Source organism: Ensifer sp. ENS06 (assembly GCF_014852205.1).
GTDB lineage: Bacteria > Pseudomonadota > Alphaproteobacteria > Rhizobiales > Rhizobiaceae > Ensifer > Ensifer adhaerens.
Map to the genome: position 1 here is coordinate 61,215 of NZ_JACVBC010000010.1, position 20,152 is coordinate 81,366.

The following is a 20,152-nucleotide window of genomic DNA, read 5'->3' on the forward strand; positions in this document are numbered from 1 at the left end:
CTGACTGCGGACCGACAAGGCGAATCGCCCGTGACTGAAAGGTGCTTTTGATGCGGCATGTATTACACGTAGTCTCACCCGCACTTTTCAGCGTGGCACTGGGGGTTGCGGCACCTGCTTCGGCCCAGGAGCCAGCAAAGCCGGCGCAGGCCAGCAAGGAAGCCGAGCATTGGATACCGAAGCTGCGGCTCGGCGACGACAATGCTTATTTCGAATTCTACGGTCAGATCAACAAAGGCCTGCTGAGCTACGATGACGGCGGGCAAACGGATAACTATTTTCCGGCCGACAATGGGAACTCGTCGTCACGCGCGGGCTTTCGCATCTACAGCCTCATGGAAAACGACTGGTCTTTCGGGGCCAATCTCGAATGGGAGTGGAACCCTTACTCGACAACCAATGTGAACCAGTTGAACGAGGATCACTTCGACTGGGGGACTGATCTGCTGCGCAAGGCGGAAATCTATCTAAATTCGAAGGACTACGGCAAATTCTGGTTCGGCCAGGGCAGCATGGCGTCGGATACGACCGCCGAGGTGGATTTGTCCGGCACGGACGTTGTTGGTTACTCGCTGGTGTCGGATATGGCCGGCGGACCGTTTTTCCGAAACTCCGACGGTACGCTGTCGACGGTCCGCGTAAAGGACGCGTTCACCAACTATGACGGCCTTAGCCGCAAGCTGCGCGTCCGCTACGACACCCCGGCCTTTGGCGGCTTCAGCTTTGCGACGTCGGTCGGAACACAAGTCGTTCCGGAGGAAACCGACGTCACCGTCTGGGACGCGGCGGTTCGATACAATGAGACCTACGACGCCTTCAAGGTCGCAGCTGCACTTGCCTTTTCAAGGCCCGGCGATGGCAACTCGATATACGATGCGTCCGTTTCGGTCCTGCATCTCGATACCGGACTCAGCCTCACCCTTGCAGCGGGCTACTCGGACAAGGAGACGGTTGATGGACGCTACGGCTACGTAAAGATCGGCTATCAGGCGGATATCTTCGATGTCGGCAAAACCGCGTTTTCGGTCGACGCCTATTTTGGCAAGGACATCGCGGGCAGGGGCAGCAAGAGCGATTCCTTCGGCGCGCAGATTGTCCAGAACCTCGACTATCTACAGACGGAACTCTACCTTGGAGCCCGGACCTATTCGCTCGACCAGGAGACCGCCGATCTTCAAGATAGCTTCGCTGTGTTGGGTGGCGCCAGAATAAAGTTTTAAGGAACAAACCGGCGAAGCAAGATCGGTCCATGATCTTTCGCGCCGCTTCCTTCTTCCGCCGCTTATTTCCAGGATCTCGTTATCTGAGCAAATGGGTGATGAATTGACCACTGCAGGGACTGGTGTCTGCACAGCATTGATTGCTGCCGCGTTCCTCGTTCCAAAAACGGTTTCGGCCGCAACCGCAGAGGCAGATATCGTCGCTCAGCTTGCGTCTTGCGCGGCTCGATTGGAAGCAGGCAGGAGCTACGAGAGCTATGTCGACGGATTTGCCGACGCGCGGGACGCTGAGTGGCGCGCTCGCGTTCATGCGCAGCAGGGTTGAAACGTCCGAAGCCGAGGAAAATGCCGAAACCCTGAAGAAGGAGTTTTCTGCCGATCTTGTGAATAGCCCGATGCAGGCCCGGTCCCGTGTCTCCGCGCTTGTCGATGAGTGTTTGGCGCAAACGGCTGCGGTTGAAGCGATATTCAATGGCGTTGAGACAAGCCGTGTCAACGAACTCGAGGCCGCAACAAATGCGCAGCGTGAAGCAACTGAACGCGCTGAAAGCGAAGCCGAAAGGGCGGAGCAGGCGGAGCGGCGGGCGATCGCTGCGGAAGCCGCGGCAGAGCGAGCCAAGGCCGAGATCGCAATCCTCAAGGAACAGCAACGCGAACGGCAGGAGGCAAAGGCACCCACGACCGAAAGGAGCGATCCGCGCGAGGAGAATGAGAACTCCGTCTCACTAAACGTGCGGGAGAACGTCCAGCGTGCACTTCAGGCAAATGGTTACACCATTTTTGAAAGCGCCGAAGAGATGGAGTGCATGTGGACCGGTTCAGCGCACCAGTGCAGGCGGCCAACGGGTGGAACCATGATCAGCGTCATGTCCAGTCCATACAGAGTCCGCATCCTGAATGCAGGCAGCTCGATCGACTGTTTGAGGTTTCGCGAAGGTGAATTGGTCGCGCAAGGCAATGGTGACGATTGCCGGTAGAGGGCCTTCGCAGCCCGGTTTCAGGCAACGCGCCCGGCTTCGCTGGCGTGTCGAATAAGGCACAGCCCGGGAGCGAGTTTCGATCGCTCGGACTGTCCGACCCAAGTGACGAGCGGAAGCTCTCGAATGGCATTGCCGCGGCCACTGAATTGCGAAGTGCTCCTTGACAGGGCGATTAGGCTCTCCTTTGGTCGGGCCAGCCATCGCCAGACTTGATACTCAAGCCGGTAAGCCGGCGAGGCGCAGGCCCTCACGCAGTCGATCTGCATCCTCGGCCCTTTGGAGATACAAAGCGTCCACGAGCCAATCTACATGTTCGCTTGGGCCGGCAGCCGGATCGCCTTGCCACAACGCGCTGACTGCTGCGATGCAAGCCTTGCCACACTGCTGCGCCTCTTCGAGACGCCCCAAGTGACCGAAGGCAGCCGCGCGCAAAGCCATGTACCGCGGGTGTCGCCGGCCTGGTGCGTCCAGTATTAGTTGTTCCAATAGACTGGCCGCCTCTTGGTAGCGCCTGAGCCGAAACATGATGTGCGAAAGATAATAATTATACCAGGGCGGGTGGCATGGGTTGAGTCGAAAAGCAATCTCGGCTGCGTGCAGAGCCAGTTCGGGCTTTCCGATGCACGATTGGACCCAGGCCCAGAAAATCTGGATCAGCGGATCGTTAGGGTTTAGGGTCCGGGCAAGGCCCAAATGCCGCTCGGCCCGCTCGAAGTCGCGCCACATCAAGCACATGTATCCGAAGGTGGAGTGCACCCGGGCATCGTTGGGGTCTTTCGCCAGTGCTTCTTTGGCCTGGTGAAACGCCTCGATCCGGTTCTCGTCCTTCTCTCGTGGTACTCCGACGCTCATCTCGACCGAACGATTGAGATAAATCCAGGCGAGGCCCGCATGGGCGCGGGCAAAGCCTGGATCGATCTGGAGTGCCTCTTCGAATTGTGCTTGCGCACGTGCTTGGGCCTCAGGCGTGAATACGTCGGAAAATCTATTCCCCTGGAGGAAGAGGTCATAGGCCCGAATGTCTTCCGGCTGACGTCGCCGGGCTGTCACCTCGCTATCTTGGATAATTCGTTGGGCCACCATTGCGACAATGCTCTGGGAGATTTCTTCCTGAAGGGCGAAGACGTCCTCCAGTGCGCGATCGTATCGTTCCGCCCAGAAATGGGCACCGCTTCCAGCATCAATGAGCTGGGCCGTGATGCGAACGCGCTCGCCTGCGCGACGGACACTGCCCTCGACGAGGTATCGAACCCCGAGCGAACGCCCTATCTCGCGAGCGTCCACATTTTTCCCCCGAAACGAGAAGGAAGAGTTTCGCGCGATGACCATGAGCTCGCGAAAGCGCGACAGCTCCGTAATTATGTCTTCGCTGATACCGTCGCTGAAATAGACCTGTTCGGGATCGCCGCTCATGTTTTCGAACGGCAAGACCGCCACCGTAGGTCTATCGCTCGACGCCCAGGCGACTTTCGCACCCTCAAGGACGTTGTCGAATACCAAGCTGTAAGTCCGCACCGGCCGTGAAATATTCTTCAGACGCTGCTCGCCCGCGAACTCGAACCGACAGTCGAGTTTCCCAGAGAGCTGGTCGTAGACTGTCCCGGAGATAAGGAGACCGCCTGGCGGGCAACACTGTTCCAATCGGGCCGCCACGTTGACACCGTCTCCCAAAAGGTCCTGATCATCCACCAGTACGTCGCCAAGATTGATGCCGATACGCAAGACAATCCGGCGCTCAGCCGGTATTCGCGCCTGCCAATCAGGCAATTGCTTTTGAACCGCAGCGGCGCAGGCTACAGCCTCGACGACGGAACCGAATTCGGCGATCAGGCCATCGCCCGTCAGCTTGAAGAGACGCCCATGATGCTGCGCCAAGAGAGGCTCGAACAGTCTCCGGCGCAGGTCCGTGACTGCCACGAGAGTTGACGCCTCGTCCAATTCGACGAGACGTGAATAGCTGACAATATCGGCAACGAAGATTGCCGCCAGTCTGCGTTCTCCGAGGATGCTCATCTCCTCGCCCCTTGCTGCCAATTGCTCTTGGCTACACAAACCGAACCCAACAACAATAGCCCAGCGACGCCTCTGCGGCCATCTCCTGATTTGGAGACTGTGCTGGTCGAAGAGATCTGGAAGCGTGTAGGACTCGAATTCGGAACGGGCGCCGTGATCGATTTTGATTCACCCTGGGTCGAATGCCCCTATCTGGCCCACCTTTGGATCTGAACGCGATTAAATCGATCAGGAAATGCAAGCCCCCTTTGCCGCCAGGCAAAGCCCATGCAATTGCTCATCGGTCTGTTCGCCGATATTCAGGTGGTCAATGATCTCAGGTCAATTTCGCGCGAGCGATGGGAAGAGCTAGCGTCGACGGCGAGGGGCAAAATCGCCGTCACTCGTGATCAGGGTTCCCGAATAGCAGGAACGTCGTCATCGAGGATCGGGAATGAACCTTCAATCGCTGCGCCAATGAAGGCTTTCCGTGACAGATCCAGCGCTTCGCCGCGCTCTAATGCGCCATGGCAGCGATTCCTTGCGCGTTCATAGAACCATCCGCCCTGGGGCAACTCACTCAGATATTGCAGGGCATCCTGTGGTCCGTGGATACACCGCTCGCCATTCACGCCAATCCTGACAGGATTATCCCAAATGATGGTTTGCATTTGCGTTGACTCCGGTTCGGCACAGAACGTCTAGCGGGAAGCATTGTTCCAAGCATCGCTTTGGTAGTTGAGAGACACGGGTTCGCCACGATGGTCACGTGCCGCCGACGCCTTGCCGCATCACCGAAGTGGGGCGTTCGTCTGCGCAGAACGCCACGCCGAAATAGACATCTTTTCAGCAATGCCTCCTTCAATCACCAGCACGCTATCGAAGAAATCAATTCCGCCCTCCGATTGGATCGAGGAGGTATCGTGCATAATGGCAATAACCGTCGCCTCCGGGCAATTCTCTTTGATCGCTTGATAAAACGCTTGCACCGCCTGCCCATCAAGAGCGCTTGTTGCCTCGTCAAGGAAGAGCAAACCCGGCTTCAGCAACAGGACTTTCGCAAGAACGAGCTTCTGCTTTTCACCCCCGGACAACAGCTTGTCCCACTGCTGCCCCTCGCGTCCCTCATCAAAGAGCTCCCCAGAAATTTCATGGAGCCCCGCTTCTTCAAGCGCCGTGGAAACCGCAGCGTCCTTATGCTCACGGGCGTCATCCGGAAGACAGACGAGATCCTTCAGGCAAACGCCCTGTAGTTTGACCTCCTGGGCCGCAAAGAGAGTTCGCAAACCGTCCGGCAACGTGATCTTGCCCCGACCGTGCGGCCAAAGACCGTTTATCGCCTTGAGAAGTGAGGTCTTTCCACTCCCCGATTCACCCATCACCAAAGTCCACTCGCCCGGAGCGAAATTGAGTTCAATGGCGGTCAAAAAGGGCTCGTCCTCACCAGTATGGAGGAGCTCGACCGAATGGATGGTCAAGCCGCCTTCTACGGCTTCCGCTATGGTATATTCAAACGCGGCGGGTCCACTTTGAGCATAGTAGTCTTGTGGTCGCTGCACCGTTTCTATCGCTTCCGCAAGCTCTGTTATGCGCCGCGCGTCCGCCCGCAGTGTCGCGATGTCAGGCATCGCATGAATAAACCATGAGCATTCGTTGATGAGGGCCGTCGCTAGTTCGGCACCGGTGACATAGTCTTGTAGGCTGATGGTCTTGTCGACATAGGGAAGCAGGCCCGGCGCGTAAGCCACGATGCGTGAGCCGATGAAATTATGCACCAGCTCAAAGCCCATATAGCCGGCGGTAATCCGATTGAGCCTCGCCCATGTGTAGTCAATATCTTGATACCGGCGCACATTGAGCGCCTTTTGCGCTGGCTCCCCTCTGATAACCGCAACGTGAAAACTGCGGCGCAAGAACTGGTTGAGTTCGCTGCGATAACTGCCTTCCGCCGATTGAATGCGTATAGACAGACCCTGAAGGATACCTCCCAGCTTGGCCGCAATGAATGTGTTGAGGGGCACGTAGATCGCAATCGCCAGCAGCGTCAGGAAGGCGCTGCCGTAGCCCCCAAGAACGTCAAGCCCTCGGATCGGGCTCGACGTTTCGATCAGCTTACCGCCAACGAACGCGAGCGATAGCACCACCCCGGCGATGCCGATGCCCAGACCGATTGCACCGCCGGTCATGCCCTTTATTGCTTCCTGCACCCGCTGATCGATGTTGTCCGGCGATGACGTGTTCCCTTCACCCGCTCCACCAAAGACATTTTGTTGCAAGTGGAAGTGGGTGTGACTGGAATCGAGAAGTGCCTGATTGAAGCGTTCATCCAACCACTGGCGCCATTTTCGGTGTAGGCTGGTCGAAAGGAAGTGACGGACCGCAGTAAACCCCGCGTCCCTTGTGATCGCGATCGCAGCAAGCGTCGCTGCGGTCTTTAGAAGCGACGCAGGCGTTGTCGGTACCGTAGGGTGGTGGAAATTCGCGATCCGATTGACCAATTCGCCTGAGGTCAGCGCGAACCATACGCTTGCCTGAGCCGACAATCCGGTAAGCAGCAGGATGAGAATGGTCAGGCCCCAAGCGTCTCTCCAGCGATTAGAGAGCCAGTAAGCGAGCAACAGCCCCCAGAAGCTACGCATCGAGGATACGGGGCTGCTTGGGCGCCGCCGTTTCTCGCCGAAGAACCGTTTAAACCGTGCTGTTGCCCGATGCGCCTTGCCGCGCACGACTTCACTCAAGCTCATCTTCCTGAATTGGAGTAAGGATCGGACTTGTCAAATGCTGATGATCTGATGGCCGACGAAAAGCAGGGTCCTTGCAAGCGATTTGGTCGCGACAGGTGATCAGGAGGATCTTAAGGCCGGCAGCCTACTCGCCGTAGGGCCGATAGCTAAGCGGCGACGCCGGAACGTGAGTTCAACATCGGAGGCCAGACATCAAGTATCGCTACGTCGTAGTCGGCAACCGCGCGGTGCTGGACACTGGCACTCGTAGTGTCGTTCAGATTATCAACTGAGGCTGCTGGACGAGTTACAGAGGCTTCCCTGCGGGAATCGGTCCTCCACTTCGGCGCAGCGGATTTTTCGAAAGTGTCCGGCAAGCGGGCGCAGTTTCTGTTGAGGCGGGGAGACCGCGCTTCTCGTCGTGAAACCTGATTTGTCCCACGGGACGTGGCACGGAACCTGTGCGCCGCTTTCTGGTTGGGTGGGAGGAGAGGAGTGGCATATGGGCATTGACAAACCGAAAAACGGTGCACCGGGCACCACCGACCAGTCTCCTCGTTGGGAGGCCCGGAGGAGAGCAGACCTCGGGGGTATCTCCCAGCGAAAGACGGACCAGATTCCGATCGCGACGCCGTGGGCGAAAACAACCGCGAACCGGAGCGTCCATCCGATGCGTTGAAGACAAAAAAATGAAGCGAAGGGCAATGCGTTCCTTCGCAGGCGGACGGAAAAGCAGCGGCGTTGCAAGCGCAAAACCAACTGCGTGACCGGGTCTAAGGATAGGCCATCGTCAGGCGCCGGGCCATAATACTCCGAAAAATAATGGGATGTGGGCTTTGACGAAAAATAGCCGGATCGCGCCGAGTAACAGCCAAATTCACAATCTTCAGGTCTCAGGACAAGGTTCTGCGCCGTCCTCGGCGCAGAACCTTCGCGCTAGAAGGCAATGCTTCCTGCCATGAAGGCAAGGACGAGAAACAGCACGAATATCGCCAGAGCGACGTAAAAGAGGATCTTCGCTATACCAGCACTTGCTGCAGAAACACCCGAGAAGCCAAGCAAGCCTGCTATGACCGAGATTACAAAAAATATAATAGCCCACTTTAGCATATGTTTCTCCCCGACGGCCGAAACGAATCATCTGGGCATTGAACCCGCAGCCGTGAGTATTGTTCCAGGCGCCTTTAAGTTGTGACGTCACGCCGGATCGGTGCAAACTCCTGGTCCAATCCATGCCGCAAGGCCGCGGCATCCCTGCTCTCTCTTCCGCCCGCCGATTTACTGGCTCTCGCGGCGGCAGTACGGTCACTGCCGCGCGCATCGTCAGCCATTTTTCGCGGAGTGTTATGCGCTCCTCTATCGCGCGAAGAGCCATGCCAACTGCCGCGACGACTTCTCCTTCGGCTTGGTCCGTTCCGGCGGGCAGCCGTCCAAGCGGGCAAACCAAGGCGGCAGTGAATTCCGCGAGACCGGATTTATGATCTTGGCACGTCCGCTGAAACCGGCTCGCCACTGCCCGAGATCGATTGGTTCTTTCCCGTGATTGCCGACGTATCCTTTGTTTGGCGGATCACCCGGCTTTGAGGTTTGCGTAAACCCCTCAAAGAGCGACTCGTGCTTTTTGTTCCACTGCGGAACCTTTGAAGCCGGACGGTGTTAGAACCGCTCCCCACCAAGGCGAAGGAGGTTGCCATGCCGGAGAAGACTTTAGACATGCTGTTTCACGAAACGTTGAAGGACATTTACTACGCCGAACGGCAGATACTAAAGGCACTGCCTAAAATGGCGCGGGCTGCGCAATCCCCTGATAGCAAGGCCGCTTTCGAAAAGCATCGCGATGAAACGGAAGGCCACGTGGAGCGTTTGCAACAGGTCTTCGAGATTATCGGCAAGCGCGCACAGGGTAAAACCTGTGAAGCTATTCAAGGCCTGATTGCCGAAGGCGAAGAAATCATCGAGGAGTTCAAGGGAAGTCCGGCCCTTGACGCCGGGCTGATATCTGCGGCCCAGGCGGTCGAACACTATGAGATTGCGCGATATGGCACCCTGAAGACCTGGGCCAAGCAGCTTGGGTTGGACGCCGCCGTCGCCTTGCTCGATCAGACCCTTCAGGAAGAGGGTGCGACTGACAAGGCTTTGAGCAAGTTGGCTTTGTCCGCTGCAAATATTAAGGCTGCAGCTTAACTTACGATATTCTAGGCGGAGGGCCGATGCGCCCTTCGCCCCCAGACCCCGTAACAGCTAGTCTTTTGTGATCTGATGGTTTGCCGCGTCGACCTTCTTTGATTTGGGCGAGCCGCGATAGCGCAAGAATATCCACTGCAACACAAGCATCAGCGTCGAAACTACAATCGCCGGTTCGGAAAATACTCGAACCAGGACTGGGCGTCGCTAAGCGCGACGATACTCGGCTCGGCGCCACGAAATCAATCGATCTTTCCCATGAGCGCGGTGCCGAGGCTGCCGAGAGCAAACGACGCCCCGAAGGCATATATCTGAAGGAAAAGAGCAACGGGCTCGATCGCACGATCATGACCGAGCGCGTGCGGGAAGCTAACGGCGATTACCAGTGCGGTGAGGGCTCCCAGTGCAAATCCAGACGACAAATGCCAGATGAGAAAACGTAATAGCATGGGCATTTTTCAACCTCCTTTATCGAAGAGGTGCCGGCGAGCCGAGCTCCCGTCTACCTTCCGTCGGCGCGGTCCGTGCATTCGGTGAACCTTGCCAGATGAGATTGTAGACGGACAAGCTTCTTGCGTTTTCCGGTTACAAGCGCTGAGCATTCGTTGGCCGACTGTGATGCCGTCGATCTAAAGCCCGAGCTCACTCAGTCATCAGCTTTGACCGAGCCAAACGGTTTCTTCGGCCAGACGACGCCGTCTGCATCGGAATCCGGTGTGTTGTGCGGGCTGACATCTCGCGCCGACGTGTCCATGCGCATCTCCGTGCACTCCTCGGCCAGCCAAACATACAAACCACAGTTTCGTTCCAGCGATTTGCGCCGCGGCTTCCCCGAATGAGGAACCATCTACGAAAGGGCGATTGGGAGCGAAGCTTCGTCGCCTCGTCGTCGTCGACGTTAGCACGCACGCAGTCCGGATATTGTCGTTGAGCGATATTGATCGAGAGCATCCTCACTGGCCTCGAAGGTCGCGACTGGGGTAGAGGAGCCTAGCCGACAAACCGGCATTGGCTGACGGCGGTCCGAAGGTGCAGCAGAAAAGGGGGAGGTACTGCCGCGGCTTGCGATATTGCTTTCCCCCGCGCGAGCCAAGAAGATGCACTCACCGGGATCGCGAACAGAGCAATCCAAAACTTGAACCACCGCGCATTGAGAGTAGGCCTGGTCATTTCAGGCTATGCGGCCCGGACTGAAACAACTCGATAAGCGGCGCCGCAGGAGTTTCGGCACGCGAGTCTTACCGCAAAATGGGCTTTCTGGTGCAGAAGCTGATCGACCAGACTCTGCGGCAAGCTTTGGAAATCTGATGAGGCTGCCATTATCCGCAGACTTAGGCACAATGGACAGCCCTAACCCTGTGCGTGCCGGGCGAGCCAATTAAGAAAGCGCAGGAACTGCATTTCGTCGGCGCGAAGTCCGGGTACGGCTTTTGCGTTTGGCCTTACCCGCGGGATTTTCTGCTCGGCTTGCGCCAGAGCGAGGACTGCCGGATGCACGTAGCTCTTACGGCAAACGGCCGGCGTGTTGTGCAGCGCCTCTGCCGCCGCGTTGCACATTTCTTTGATCGTCGGGCGTCGACCCTGAGCGAATGCTTGGCGAGCGGCAGAATATGCGGCAACGCTCCCAGCCCAAGTTCTGAACGTTTTGGCCGAAATTGGCGCCCCGCTGATCTCTGCGAGATAGCGGTTAAAGCGCCCCGACTCGATTGGCTCGGGTTTTCCGTCTTGCCCCACGGATACGAAGAGCTGGCGACCCGGGAGTTCGGCGATTCCCTCAAGTAAGCGTTGCAGTCGCGGATTTCTCAGCCGTCTTCGGATACGTTGCCCGCCCTTGCCCTTGAAGTTGAGCTCGATGCTATCGTCGGTAATCTTGAGGTGGCGCTTAAGAAGGGTTGAGGCGCCATAGCTCCCGTTCTCCTTCACGTATGTCGAGTTTCCAATGCGAAGGGGCGCGTGGTCGAGCAGCGCCGCAAGGGCAGCAAGTACGGTGAAAGGGTCGTCCACAGGCCCCTCCATATGCTTGCGGATCCGGCGTCGCAGGCGGGGGAGCGTTTTAGCAAAAGCTGGAAGCTGGCTGTATTTGGCGTTGCTTCGCATCTCCTGCCATGCTTGGTGATATCGATATTGCTTTCGACCACGCGCATCATAACCTGTCGCCTGCAGATGACCGTTTGGCTGCATGCAGATCCAGACGTTCTCGTAAGCTGGGGGCAAGCCAAGCGCTTGGATACGGGCAAGAACGCGGGAATCTTTTAGCTGTTCACCGTTCGGACGCCGATAGACAAAGCCGCTTGAGGAACGAAACCGGGTGTAACCCGGTTCAGTGTCGGAGACGTAGATGAGGTCGGCGCCATCGCCTACCTGCGGACTTTCCCGCCGGCTCAATCAGATCCGTCCCATCAGAAGGAGGATCACAAGAACGACCACCACCACACCCAGAACGCCAGACGGACCGTAACCCCAGCCGGATGAATGGGGCCAGGCCGGAAAAGCGCCGATGAGCAGCAGGATGAGAATGACTAAAAGTACGGTTCCAAGCATTTTGCGGTCTCCTTACACAGCGATAAAGTCGTTTTCGTCGGTTTGCCCCCGTACTTGCCGAGCGGGGGCTCTAGCATCGAAACTCGGGAGGAGGGTCATTTAAGGATCGCGATCACCGCGCGTCGTTGCCGATTGATCATCACCCCTTGGTCGTTTGAACGACATATCCATAGTCCGGCTGATCAGGAAACGTTTGGATTTCGACGGTATCAGGCAGACGGGTGCCTACAGCGATGTCGCCTTGATACACGTCCGAAGGGCTGCTCTGGTCAAGTAGGTAGGTTTGAGCTTCGCCCGGTACGATGACTGTTGCAGTTTGCGCAACGGCGCCGCCGCCGAAAGACAGGCTCGCCAGCAAGCTCGCCATGACGGTTCTCTTCATGATCAGCTCTCCTAGTTGTTCCCTCAAACCCGTTTTAGAGCATTTGGTTCCAATGCGCTCCCGGAGCGGCTGCATACCGCCTGACGCCAAAGGTCGGTGACGATGTCTCTTCGACGCGAGAGGTCACAGCAGCGGCTTTAAAGTCCTGGCGTCATGAGCACCTGCTTCAGCGTCTTGAAGGTGGGAGCTCTCGGAAGAGCTGCTAGACAAGGAGGATGAACGCGAGGAAGCAATTGGATGCCGCTACCGCGACCGTCGGGACTCGATGTCTTCCGACGTAGCGGTTGCTAGCGGCGAGGTGACGCTTGCGTGGGAAGTATCGAGCAGGCAGGCCAAACACCGGGCTGAAGATTGTGCCGAATTGTTCTCCGGAGTTCCCCACGTTCAGAACAACTTACGGGTCCGCTCAACGACAAAGACGGTGACCGTGCCCCTGGGCAACCCACCTGATAAGGTCGCACAGCCGCATTCGTTCGAGCGCCCCTGACCACAGCGGCGAGCGGCGTTCGGATTCATCGGATGCCCGGTACGCTCGCTGACTTTTCGTGACCCATTTGCCAGCGCAGGATGTCCTGGGGCTTGGAAGCTTGGCTTCTCGCTGTCGACAGCGTATCCTTCTTAAGCGCCGCCATAGGCGGCGAGGACGACCGAAAGAGCGGCATTCGGATAACCAAGGTTTGAGACGATGGCACCGGGAAAAAAAGCCGAGGATGAAAACGAGGAGTTGCTGGTAGGCGGTGTGGCGTCCCGACCGGTCGAGAGCGATGCGGTGCCAGTTGATGACGTACCGGATCGATTGCTGATCCTTGCCATTAGGCTGCAACGAGCCCTGGACAAACGGCAGGCGACGAAATCGATCAGCAGGCCCTCGCGCCGGAAACACTGAGGTGGTCAGAATGCAAAAGGATGGCTTGTGATGCCGGACCTGCAGCAATTGCGGGTGCTAGTTGCTGAGGACGAATTTTTTGTCGCAAATGATATCGCACTTTGGCTCGAAAAGGCCGGTGCGACAATAATTGGCCCAACGCCCACAGTAAAAGAAACGTTGAAGAGCCTTGCTCAGGCTTTCGACGTTCAAGTTGCTGTTCTGGATATTAACCTCAATGGCGAGCTGATCTTTCCCGTGGCGGACGAACTCGCGCTCAGATCGGTACCCGTGGTCTTTTTTAGTGGTTACGACGACATGAGCGTGCCCGAACGGTTCCGGTCGGCCGCACGGTTAAGCAAGTGTGCAGGCGCGTCGGATCTCGTAAATGCTGTCTTTGAGCAACACCTCCAAAATCTGTCAAACTTGGCGCCACTATATGTCGGACTAACCGATCAATCGGTCTGTGAACTTATACCGGAGCTGCGCTACAGGGCGCGGCTCCTGATGGCCGGAGCGCCTCCCGAGGCCGCCGACCTGCTCGTTGAGCGTACGCTTGAGCGCGCTATCGCGCTAGCCGGGACAAGGCGCAGGTCTCAGGGCCTCGATGCCTGGTTGCACGATTTATTGGCGGCCATCCATGACGAGAGCCCGTATGGACTGAATTAAGACATTTGACGCGGTGCGAAAGCCGTGATGGGTGTGAATGGGCGGCCGGATTTGGCGTTCTCTTCTCATCCGGCATGTCTTCGGGGTCGAGCTCCCTGATCGGGCGCGGCCCCTCGTTCGGCGGTGGTACAGGCGGCAATCGCTCGCCCGGATCGCGGGGTTGAGGGTTCACGTCCTTGCTCCTCGTTTCATGAGGAGAACAAGGTGCACTGTGCTTGGTTCCGAGAAGTTGCGCGTTCGATCGAGCTTGACGGCGAATACCGCGTCATAGCTTCGAAGGACTTTGACCGCATCCAACGACGCGATGACCTTATCCGGCACAACGTCCGCAAGTCCTCCGCCGCAACCGCAAGATTTGCCTGGCCCCTCCCTGGCCGGGGCGCAGACCCTTCAAGGCTATGTCGGGGTCAATTCGACTATGAGCGGAACCGCGCGGCCTCGTACCCATTTACCTGTTGGTATCGTTTGGGGTTAATTCTCCCTCGGTGCGCCCGAGCCTGACTGCCGGGTGGGGGTGCGGTCTGTCGGAACCGTGCCTTGCGGGCTCTCGGTGCTCGGAAGCTGTTCAGTGCTCCGCGGCTTTTCCATCGGAGCCTGTTGCGAGGGCTCTACCGATCCTGTTTGACTGGCGTCGGGCTGGCTCCATTCTACAAATCCCCATGCGAGCAGCGCCAGGAAAAGACTTGCGGCAAGCACCAGGAAAACACGGACACCCATTCCCGCCTGACGGGTTTCCCGCGCCGAGAACCTCGTCCGGTTAGCGCCGTGGGTCGTTCTCTCGGGTTCGCCTCGTTCATCAAGCTGCTCGGCCATCGCGTTTCTCCATTGCCATTTCCGTCAATGCCGTCCTCGGCTCGAAGGTCATCATCCCTTCGACCCGCCAGGCCGGGACAACGAATATCCAATCGCTGCCGTCGCCAAAGGTTCCCAATGGCGGCAGAAACGAGCGGCCGGTTCGCTGTATGCTGGGAGCGATATGGTGCTGCGGAGGTTTGAGCGAGCAGAGCTTCATTCGGGTAATCGTGTCCTGTCCCATCGCCCGCTGCACGAGAGTGCCTGCGACGAAAAACAAGATGAGCAGAAAAATATTGCCTCCAAGAGGTGCATTTCGAGCCACCAGATTCCCTTCTTTAGCGCGGGATATGGATGCTGGTTTTCCAGCCCGCTGTCCTTAACCGCCCTCGGCATAAGCACGAGATCGTCGATGAGGCGGGCACGTTCGTGCTCCGCCATCTCCGACCGCGGATCCTCAGAAGAGACGGGTGTATCGTAACCAGGACCCGGAAATGCGCGAAAAATGCCATAGGGCGGTCAGTTTGCGCGACGGCGCCTCAGCATCGGGCCGGTAGTGACCGCCGGTTTCGCCGGTTGCGATCTTATGGATGGCGTAAGGAAAATCGTCGTTCCAACTGAATGAAAACCTGGTCGGCCTGTGCGGCAGTCGATAAGGGATCACATCACGCCTGCGCTCCTCGTCTCCAACGACGAGAGGTGTCAAGCGAAATGAAGATTTGACCCCGCCTATTGCCTCACCCGGGGATGTTACTGACGTTGGGGGCACTGCGCCGTGGTGGGAGGATACGGGCGCGCGCTTCGTCCAGTCGCCATCGAGTATGATCTCCCCGGCTACGTCCACGCCCCAAGCCTGGACGGCATCGAGCCGCAGCCATCGAAGCCGAACTCGCTCAGCCAGTATACCGCATTCTCGAAAAATTACGGCCTAGGAACTCTGGCTCTGTCAAGGTCATCGAAACCCCCTTCAGCCCCCCGATTACATATTGGATAAGGATGCCCGGGTGCCTCGTCTGAGGCGGTGCCCGATGAATTCCTAGCAACCTTGTGCCTGCGCTGGAACAAACGCGACGGTATTCGGTTCAGTGATCAACGGCTGCAGGGAGGTACTTGAACATGAACGATAAAGACGAACTCATCCGGCGACGCGCTTACGAGATTTGGGAGCGTGAGGGGCGCCCCGAGGGCCAGGAGCGCCGGCATTGGGAGCAAGCAAGTAGGGAGATTGCGGAACATGAGCGTCTGCCTCCCAACAGTCAAACCGGGGATGATCAAACTGGCACCATTGTTGCTCCATCCACCGCGCCGCGCGGGGAAGCCGGGCGGCCGTCGGAGGACGCGGAGTAGTGTTCTTCCTACGACCTGACTGGGAAAGGACCTGGTATCGAAGCGGTGTCGGCGCATTGGGAAGAGCGATCGAAAGAGCAGGCGCTTGTTTCCTAGGACCCCTAGGCAATGCAGGTCTTCGTGCAGATCATTAGCATCGAAGTTTCCTGTGCGTGAGGTACACACGGGAAAGAGGCGGTGATTCCATCACCCGACGTGGCCAAATCGAATGGGCCTGGATGACGAAGCCGCTTATCGCCCATGCCAAGGCGCTGCTGTCCAAACCGCCTCTTTCGCTACGGCGCTGAATGAATCCGATGCCCGAAGCAATGGGTGCAGTCGCTCCTGCCGCTGTGGCCGGCAATGAGGGCCCCACGGCCTACGTATTCGAGTATCGAGACGGTTCTGGCACCAGCCGAACGCCGCCTTCGACAATGCCACGCCTTGAAGCAGTCCAAAAGATTAGCGAGTAAACATGCGACACGACCCCAACCAACTGGAAAGGATCACTCCAGCATTTTTTGGGCGCGATGCCGTTTCCGTCGCGGAGGCTTTGATTGGCGTCATTCTGGAAGTAAATGGGATCGGCGGCAAGATCGTGGAAACGGAAGCTTACGGGCGGGAGGATCCCGCCTCTCATAGTTACGTTGGAAAAACTGCCCGGAACAACGCGATGTTCGGCCCCGCCGGCACCGCTTACGTCTACCGGTCCTACGGTTTGCATTGGTGCCTCAACTTCGTCTGCGAGAACGCAAGCGCGGTATTGCTCCGAGCGATCGAGCCGCAAACGGGCCTTGGAACGATGCGGATCAGGCGCGGGACAGCCAGGGAAACCGTCTTGTGCGCGGGGCCGGGACGCCTTTGCCAAGCTCTCGGAGTGACCCGCCATCTTGACGGACGATCGCTCTTTGCGGCCCCTTTTTATCTCACTGTTGGGGAGGGCGAAACGGATGTCTGCCGAGGCCCTCGTATTGGGGTCACGAGGGCTGCCGACGTGCGGTGGCGGTTCGGAGCGCAAGGCTCTGCCTTTTTGAGCCACCCGTTTCCCGATCCCGTTCCAGTTTAGAACTGGCCGGGATTTTGCGGGGGCGTAGAGCTTCTCGTCATAAATGCTGGAAGATTTGTTCGATGTCTCCTTTCCAGATTTAGCCATCCCGATGATCCTCGAGAACGACTGAAGCGATTTGATATGCGCCCCAACCTGCAAATCCTGATTCCGCCCGCTCGCATTCTCGACAAGTGCACCTATTCGCCCGGGATCACGGGGAGGTTGGAAAGAACACTCGGGCTTGGAAGTGTCGGAACGGTTGTTGTTACAGGAGGCGAGCCGGACGTTTTCGTAATGGCGACGATGCTCGGCGCAATCGATCTTGGATACTAGGTGACCGTCTCGAAGGACGGCGTTTAAAGCTCGACCAAACAAACGACGCCTCTCTTCAGCTGCTTGGCAACGCTTCTGGGTCCAACTTGAGCTTGCGACCCTTAGGAGTGGCTCGGTCAATTAGGCGATATGAGAGCCGGCACGTGGGAAATGTCGGAACCATCAGACCCCCGGCCGGTTTGATCTTGATAAACGCCGCGCAGGTCGCCCCGGCAGATCGTTTTAGGCGGGTCGAAAGAGGATTTTACCAGTGATTATCGATCTCCAATCCGCACGTGCCACACGAGATGCTCCTGACCCGGACTGTGCCTCACATGATAGCCTTGGCCGGCCGATGTATCTTTACGGAGTGGAGTACTGGATGGACGACCGACTTTGGGCGTTGACGCTCGAGGCCTATTCGCTCGAGGACGCTGAAAGAAGAATGGGGGCAATCCATCAGGGGCTGATCTATGGGCAGATATACCGCAGTACCTGCTGAGCATTGCGTTCTACATAGCAATGAGCGCCTCCCGGCCGTCCCGACACCTCGCGGACGTGCCGGGTGATGCGCCGATCGTTCTGAACCAAAGTTACGCCGGACACGCTGCCGATCTCAGAGGCGTCGATCTAGGTGGCATCGGTGAGGCGGTCGCTGACAGCGTCCTGGATCTGGATGCCTCGGCGAACGAAGTCTCGCGGCCCGTTTCCTCGACTCCGGCCCCCCGCTTACCTTGGCGATGGCGTTTCCGGGAGCGAATATTTGTAATTGTCGCGTAGATCGACCTGCCGCTGGCGCAGATTGACCTCGCAGCGTCCGGATGCAATTCCAATCTTATGACTAGCAATAGCAACAGTCATCAAAACCTCCGCTCTCTTTCTTAACTGCCCAACGGGTTGCACAGCGAAACGTCGCGGCTCTGATTGTTCCGGTAACGGTCCGATAGTCCCCACCTGGAACAAATACGCGGTTGACCGGTTGGCCGTGGGTCAAAGCCTGAAGAACTCATTCGCCGGCGTGCCTATGAAATCTGGGCGAACGAGGGACGGCCGGAGGGTGATGTACCGACGAGAGAGCGCTCGCACGACCGAGCGGCGGAACAGACGGAACCAGAGGGCCGGACGGCCTATCAATGACCGTCATCGAGCGGAGTAGACCCATGCGAGTAGCTGACATTATGACCAAGGATGTGTGCGTTGCGAGCCCCGAGGATACCACCATCGCACTGGAAGGGGCCGAGAGCGGTATCGGCCTTCTTCCCGTTGGCGACAACGATCGGTTGGTTGGGATGATAACCTATCGGGCTTTCGCAGAGCGTTGTGTGGGTGACGGGCGTGACGATCGTGCGCGCGTGGCCGAGATCATGACGGCCGGCGTCAAATACTGCTTCGATGACCAGGAGGTGTCCGATGTTGCGCCCAACATGGGCGACGCGCAGAACCGGCACCTGCCGTTCGTTGACCGCAACAAGCGGCTTGTCGGCATCGTTTCGCTGGCTGACGCAGCGCGACGGGACCCTTCCCTTGCCGGGACAGGCTTGCGGAGCGTGACGAGCCCCGATGGGCTACATAACCGGACTCAGTAGCGATGGCCGGCGTCCGCGAACAGCGCCCCTCGTGGCGCCCTCCCGTTCTCTCTGCATCCGAGGAGCGTGTGTGGGCGAGAGAAGTCGCCCTTCACGCGCACGCGGGCCAATTAGACAAGGCTGGAGAACCCTATATCCGCCACTGCCAACGGGTGGCCGAGGCCGTTGACGGCGACAAAGCCAAGAGTGTTGCCTTTCTTCATGACGTTGTCGAAAAGGCGCCTGGCTGGACATCGGAGCGACTGCTTGATTCTGGCTTTTCCCCGGAGGTGGTGGCCGCCGTTGAAAGCCTGACGCACCGCACCGGGGAAACTAAGGATGCCTTAACGATCCGCGCTGCGTCAAACGCGCTTGCAGCTGTCGTAAAACGCGCCGACCTTTTGGACAATCTCTCCCAAGTGGAAAGGCAAGGCAAGGATGGGACGCAGTATAGGCGAAGACTGGTTCTGCTCGACGCTGCGGCAGCGTACGACGGTCATCGGGCGGAAAGTGAGTCCGCCGACCGAAAGATCGCCGCGTCATCAGCTCGGGGTGAGGCTGGCGAGATCCGCCGCGAAGCCGCCGATCGCGTTGCAAAACGACTTGCTTTGCTTTTGGGAATGGCAGCGGCCGCTTTGATCTATCTTGTTCTCCGGTTCTGAAAGATGGTCGTCAGCGGGGCGCAAGGCTCGATCACTCGAGGGGAACACCATTCATGCGATAGGCAAGTTCGTCGCGCGCACGGCTGAGCCTGCTCTTGATGGTGCCGATCGCACAATCGCACATATCAGCTGCCTCCTTGTAGCTGAGGCCGTATCCGGCAACGAGTACCAGTACTTCCCTGTGGTCGGGTGCTAGCCCCTCGAGGGCGGTACGCAACTCGCCATTCAACACGCACCAATCCTGCGGGGCCGGAATGGGAATTGGAAGGTCGGCGCAGTTGACGGCACCCGGCGCCTCGCGCTTACGCAGCTTGTACTGCGTGCGAAACGCGTTGTGCATGATTGTGAAAAGCCAGGATTTGAGATTTGTTCCAGGTTGAAAACCATCGATACCGCGCAACGCGCGAAACAGCGTTTCCTGCAGGAGATCGTCAGCCTCGAAGCTTGAACTGACAAAGGTTCGCGCAAATGCGCGCAAGGCCGGGATCAGATCGACCACCTGCGTCTCAAGCGGCCGCGTCTGATCGTCGAGAACTGGAATAGAAGGCATTGTAGCTGCCTTTCGGGGTTGCCGGATTTCAATGTTAGTCAATGCGTGGCCGACAATTAAGTTCCCTTGGGTTTTAAGGCAGCGCCGGCCGGGAACCAACGCCCCCTGCGCTTGTTTTTGTTTCGTGTCGTGGATGTGCCTGCACGAAGATCTTGAAGGCTGCTCGAACGGAAAGCGAGGTTCCCGATGGAAGCGCTTGAACTGCAACTGATGGCCCACCGCAAGATCCTGACCGCGCTTATGACGATCGCGGCAGGCGATCCGGATTACTGGCACAAATTGATGGAACACCTTCGCGATGACCTTGTCATCCAAGGCCACGAGGAAGATCCAGGTGTCGT

At 58.0% G+C, this 20,152-nt stretch carries 19 protein-coding genes and 2 pseudogenes; 11 read left to right on the top strand and 10 right to left on the bottom strand.

Annotated elements, in window-relative coordinates; all coding sequences use genetic code 11:
- Positions 1-50: 50 nt before the first annotated feature.
- Both IB279_RS27045 and IB279_RS27050 read left to right on the top strand, forming a co-directional pair.
- Positions 51-1,220 carry a porin gene (locus IB279_RS27045; RefSeq protein ID WP_089045952.1) on the top strand — a complete coding sequence of 390 codons (1,170 nt, stop codon included), beginning with the start codon at positions 51-53 and terminating at the stop codon, positions 1,218-1,220.
- A 257-nt stretch (positions 1,221-1,477) separates the two neighbouring features.
- Positions 1,478-2,197: a hypothetical protein gene (locus IB279_RS27050; protein WP_090302440.1), complete on the top strand. Its 720-nt coding sequence runs from the start codon at positions 1,478-1,480 to the stop codon at positions 2,195-2,197.
- A gap of 219 nt (positions 2,198-2,416) precedes the next feature.
- Here the strand turns inward: IB279_RS27050 and IB279_RS27055 are convergent, their stop codons facing one another.
- The 3 genes from IB279_RS27055 to IB279_RS27065 all read right to left on the bottom strand — a co-directional run bounded on the left by IB279_RS27055 (position 2,417) and on the right by IB279_RS27065 (position 6,930).
- Positions 2,417-4,213, bottom strand: coding sequence for an adenylate/guanylate cyclase domain-containing protein (locus IB279_RS27055; RefSeq protein WP_090302442.1), 1,797 nt, complete (start codon positions 4,211-4,213; stop codon positions 2,417-2,419).
- A gap of 389 nt (positions 4,214-4,602) precedes the next feature.
- On the bottom strand, positions 4,603-4,863 hold the full coding sequence (locus IB279_RS27060; protein WP_082936617.1) for a DUF982 domain-containing protein: 261 nt from the start codon (positions 4,861-4,863) through the stop codon (positions 4,603-4,605).
- 120 nt (positions 4,864-4,983) lie between these two features.
- Positions 4,984-6,930, bottom strand: a complete 1,947-nt coding sequence (locus IB279_RS27065; RefSeq protein ID WP_246802148.1) for an ABC transporter ATP-binding protein/permease — start codon at positions 6,928-6,930, stop codon at positions 4,984-4,986.
- 487 nt (positions 6,931-7,417) lie between these two features.
- On the opposite strand from IB279_RS27065, the pseudogene IB279_RS37390 reads away from it, so the two are divergent.
- A pseudogene (locus tag IB279_RS37390) lies at positions 7,418-7,608 on the top strand (hypothetical protein).
- Between the two features lie 243 nt (positions 7,609-7,851).
- Here the strand turns inward: IB279_RS37390 and IB279_RS27070 are convergent.
- Positions 7,852-8,025, bottom strand: a complete 174-nt coding sequence (locus IB279_RS27070) for a DUF1328 domain-containing protein (protein WP_112772201.1) — start codon at positions 8,023-8,025, stop codon at positions 7,852-7,854.
- 582 nt (positions 8,026-8,607) lie between these two features.
- Between IB279_RS27070 and IB279_RS27075 the strand changes: the two genes are divergently transcribed.
- On the top strand, positions 8,608-9,099 hold the full coding sequence (locus IB279_RS27075) for a ferritin-like domain-containing protein (RefSeq protein WP_034798750.1): 492 nt from the start codon (positions 8,608-8,610) through the stop codon (positions 9,097-9,099).
- A gap of 242 nt (positions 9,100-9,341) precedes the next feature.
- On the opposite strand, the gene IB279_RS27080 is transcribed toward IB279_RS27075, so the two are convergent.
- From IB279_RS27080 to IB279_RS27095, 4 genes are all read right to left on the bottom strand, one after another.
- Positions 9,342-9,554, bottom strand: coding sequence for a hypothetical protein (locus IB279_RS27080; RefSeq protein WP_060516716.1), 213 nt, complete (start codon positions 9,552-9,554; stop codon positions 9,342-9,344).
- A gap of 895 nt (positions 9,555-10,449) precedes the next feature.
- On the bottom strand, positions 10,450-11,484 hold the full coding sequence (locus tag IB279_RS27085) for a DNA topoisomerase IB (RefSeq protein ID WP_060609823.1): 1,035 nt from the start codon (positions 11,482-11,484) through the stop codon (positions 10,450-10,452).
- Entirely contained in the window at positions 11,485-11,640 is a 156-nt protein-coding gene (locus tag IB279_RS27090) for a DUF3309 family protein (protein ID WP_034798754.1), read from the bottom strand.
- A 139-nt stretch (positions 11,641-11,779) separates the two neighbouring features.
- Positions 11,780-12,022, bottom strand: a complete 243-nt coding sequence (locus tag IB279_RS27095) for a DUF1236 domain-containing protein (RefSeq protein WP_234798887.1) — start codon at positions 12,020-12,022, stop codon at positions 11,780-11,782.
- Positions 12,023-12,287: 265 nt separating this feature from the next.
- Here IB279_RS27095 and IB279_RS27100 point away from each other — a divergent pair, with 265 nt between their 5' ends.
- Both IB279_RS27100 and IB279_RS27110 read left to right on the top strand, forming a co-directional pair.
- Positions 12,288-12,509: a BON domain-containing protein gene (locus tag IB279_RS27100; RefSeq protein ID WP_082566427.1), complete on the top strand. Its 222-nt coding sequence runs from the start codon at positions 12,288-12,290 to the stop codon at positions 12,507-12,509.
- A 429-nt stretch (positions 12,510-12,938) separates the two neighbouring features.
- The gene (locus tag IB279_RS27110; RefSeq protein ID WP_051659462.1) at positions 12,939-13,556 is read left to right on the top strand and encodes a response regulator; all 618 of its coding nucleotides are present in this window, start codon (positions 12,939-12,941) and stop codon (positions 13,554-13,556) included.
- Positions 13,557-14,352: 796 nt separating this feature from the next.
- Here IB279_RS27110 and IB279_RS27115 read toward each other — a convergent pair.
- A complete protein-coding gene (locus IB279_RS27115) occupies positions 14,353-14,673 on the bottom strand; it encodes a hypothetical protein (protein WP_146243023.1) in 321 nt (106 codons plus the stop codon).
- A 791-nt stretch (positions 14,674-15,464) separates the two neighbouring features.
- On the opposite strand from IB279_RS27115, the gene IB279_RS38210 reads away from it, so the two are divergent.
- From IB279_RS38210 to IB279_RS38005, 5 genes and pseudogenes are all read left to right on the top strand, one after another.
- On the top strand, positions 15,465-15,695 hold the full coding sequence (locus IB279_RS38210) for a DUF2934 domain-containing protein (RefSeq protein WP_034798762.1): 231 nt from the start codon (positions 15,465-15,467) through the stop codon (positions 15,693-15,695).
- A 454-nt stretch (positions 15,696-16,149) separates the two neighbouring features.
- Entirely contained in the window at positions 16,150-16,740 is a 591-nt protein-coding gene (locus IB279_RS27125; protein WP_060609820.1) for a DNA-3-methyladenine glycosylase, read from the top strand.
- Positions 16,741-18,036: 1,296 nt separating this feature from the next.
- Positions 18,037-18,171, top strand: a pseudogene (locus IB279_RS27130) (DUF2934 domain-containing protein); the annotation flags it as partial.
- A gap of 23 nt (positions 18,172-18,194) precedes the next feature.
- On the top strand, positions 18,195-18,620 hold the full coding sequence (locus IB279_RS27135; protein ID WP_192340073.1) for a CBS domain-containing protein: 426 nt from the start codon (positions 18,195-18,197) through the stop codon (positions 18,618-18,620).
- A 2-nt stretch (positions 18,621-18,622) separates the two neighbouring features.
- Positions 18,623-19,261: an HD domain-containing protein gene (locus IB279_RS38005; protein WP_063894978.1), complete on the top strand. Its 639-nt coding sequence runs from the start codon at positions 18,623-18,625 to the stop codon at positions 19,259-19,261.
- A 31-nt stretch (positions 19,262-19,292) separates the two neighbouring features.
- Here the strand turns inward: IB279_RS38005 and IB279_RS37405 are convergent, their stop codons facing one another.
- Positions 19,293-20,132 carry a sigma-70 family RNA polymerase sigma factor gene (locus IB279_RS37405; RefSeq protein WP_234824498.1) on the bottom strand — a complete coding sequence of 280 codons (840 nt, stop codon included), beginning with the start codon at positions 20,130-20,132 and terminating at the stop codon, positions 19,293-19,295.
- Positions 20,133-20,152: the final 20 nt, after the last annotated feature.